We start from the raw sequence: 2,019 nt of genomic DNA on the forward strand, positions 1-2,019 counted from the left end.
ATCCTAATTTCCATATTAAAAAACAACAAGGTAAAGTTGTCGTAGAAGAATTATTCCCTAATCCAAAGAAACAAAAATCAAATTATACAGCTAACGTCGCAGATGACCTCCGGCATCCGGTCCACCATCTCCATGTCGACCATTTCGATCACCAGCCAGGGCTGCGTCGAGAAGGCGATGATCGACATGTGCGCGAACTCGGACACCCGCGGGCTGTTGACCAGTGCGTTGTGGAGCTTGCCGAGGATTCGGTTGAGCGCAGCCTGATGTGGCTGCATGGACAGCGAGACGTCGATGACCAGATACGTCGGCAGGCACTTCTGCCGCGTCGCGTACCTTGATTGATCCGTCATTGCCGAATACCTCCCAATCACAGACCGGCCATGGCGACGCAGATGATGAGCACGACCACCGCCACCACGACGCCGAGCATGACCATGCCCGCCGACGACCCGCTCTTCGCGGCGGCGGCCGATCCCGGTGGCGGCACGACGAGACCCGGTCGCGCGGCGGGTTGCGGGCGCCGGCGGACGATGTCCGGCGGCATCGGTGGCATCGGCCGGCAAGTCAACGGCGTCCGCAGGTACGGCAACCCGCTCAGCGCCGCGTGCATCGCCGACACGGATGGGCGGCGGATGCGGTCGGCGGCCAGAAGGATGTCCAGCAGCAGCGTTCTGGCGCCGAACTCGGGAGAGATCCGCGCCAAGCCGTGCACCATCCGGTCGTGTTCTCGCCGGCCGGTGAGGCATCGGCCGACGAGCAGCGCGATCCGATACCGGTCGGTGTAGACGTCGGCCGGTGCCGGCCCGACGGTCAGCGGGTCGTCCCAGTTCGGCTGCGCCATGTTGGGCTTCACACGAAAACCGATCCCGTCGATGTCGATTAAATACACCGAGCGGCCAGCCGGGTTCCAGAACATGTTGGAGTACGACCAGTCCGAGTACACCAAGGCGTTCCGCTCGAGCACCGCCCCGATCGTGGCGATGCCCACGCACGCCGCCACCCGGTCAGACCAGGACGGCACCGGCAGACCACGGCGCCGGATCGACTCGTCCGGCTTGGCCAGCAGGTCCACCTCGAGGTAGCGCTCGTCATGACCGATCCGGAACTCGGCCGGCGCGGCGGGCAGCACGCAACCGATCGAGCGACCGAAATCGTCGGTCAGCCGGGCCACGGGCCAGCAGGTGTGCTCGCGTATCGCCGTCCGGTCGACTGGAGAAGCCTTCTCCGGCACCGCGATCAGCCAGTTGAGCCGGGCGGTGTCCATCTCGCCCTGCGGTGCCTTGTAGATCTTCACCAGCCAACCCGGGTGGTTGACCAGCGGATAGATCCCCTTGCTCTCTCCGTCGCCCTCACTGAGCGCCGTCCCGAGAGGACCCGCGTCGCCGACGGACAGCACCGGACCGACCGGCCACCGGGCGGACGACGCGCGCGCGGCCTCAGTCACCGCAACCACCGCTCGGCGTCCACACCACCACGGCCGTCCGGTCATCCTGCTCGCCTCGTGCGTCGAAGCACACGTCGTTCAGGAACGACGGCGCCGGCGGCGGTTCCGACCAGCGCTGGCAGAAGTAGTCGTTGGCCCGTTCGTGCGCCGACCACAGGTCGCCCACGCCATCGGTGACCAGCGCCAGCGTGTCGCCGGGCCCGACCCTGAGCAGCTCCTGGTGCCCTCGGGCCCAGTCCATCGGCAGCACCGTGCCGACCTCGCTCGAACGCAGTCCGTCCCCGCCGCCTTTGGCGTCGCCCAGCAGGTGTTCCCAGCGCCGCTCCGCCCGGCGCCACACCGACACGTCACCGATCCAGCCGAACCAGGCCCGGCGGAATCCATCGGGTCCCGGCGCAGCCTCGATCGCGGCGACGACGATGACGGCGCACACATCGGCGTCGGACAGCCCGGCACCGCTCGCCGAAGCGCTCATCGATATCAAAATCCTTAAATCAATATCTGAATATATATCAGAATCATTTCTAGCAATACTTCCGCCATAAAACGCCCCAAGTACACTCTTATTAACA

Annotated in this window: 3 protein-coding genes; all 3 read right to left on the reverse strand. The window is 65.1% G+C overall.

Annotated features, from left to right (window positions below; all coding sequences use genetic code 11):
* Positions 1-77: 77 nt before the first annotated feature.
* Genes AB0M20_RS40405 through AB0M20_RS40415 form a run of 3 tightly spaced genes read right to left on the reverse strand, consistent with a single transcriptional unit; the run spans position 78 to position 1,979 of the window.
* Complete coding sequence (locus AB0M20_RS40405) at positions 78-353, reverse strand: hypothetical protein (RefSeq protein WP_364306462.1); 276 nt, start codon at positions 351-353, stop codon at positions 78-80.
* Between the two features lie 17 nt (positions 354-370).
* Positions 371-1,447: a hypothetical protein gene (locus tag AB0M20_RS40410; RefSeq protein ID WP_364306464.1), complete on the reverse strand. Its 1,077-nt coding sequence runs from the start codon at positions 1,445-1,447 to the stop codon at positions 371-373.
* Positions 1,440-1,979 carry a protein phosphatase 2C domain-containing protein gene (locus AB0M20_RS40415; RefSeq protein WP_364306466.1) on the reverse strand — a complete coding sequence of 180 codons (540 nt, stop codon included), beginning with the start codon at positions 1,977-1,979 and terminating at the stop codon, positions 1,440-1,442. The genes AB0M20_RS40410 and AB0M20_RS40415 overlap by 8 nt, the downstream gene beginning before the upstream one ends.
* Between the last annotated feature and the right edge of the window lie 40 nt (positions 1,980-2,019).

The organism is Actinoplanes sp. NPDC051633 (assembly GCF_040681735.1).
Taxonomy (GTDB): domain Bacteria; phylum Actinomycetota; class Actinomycetes; order Mycobacteriales; family Micromonosporaceae; genus Actinoplanes.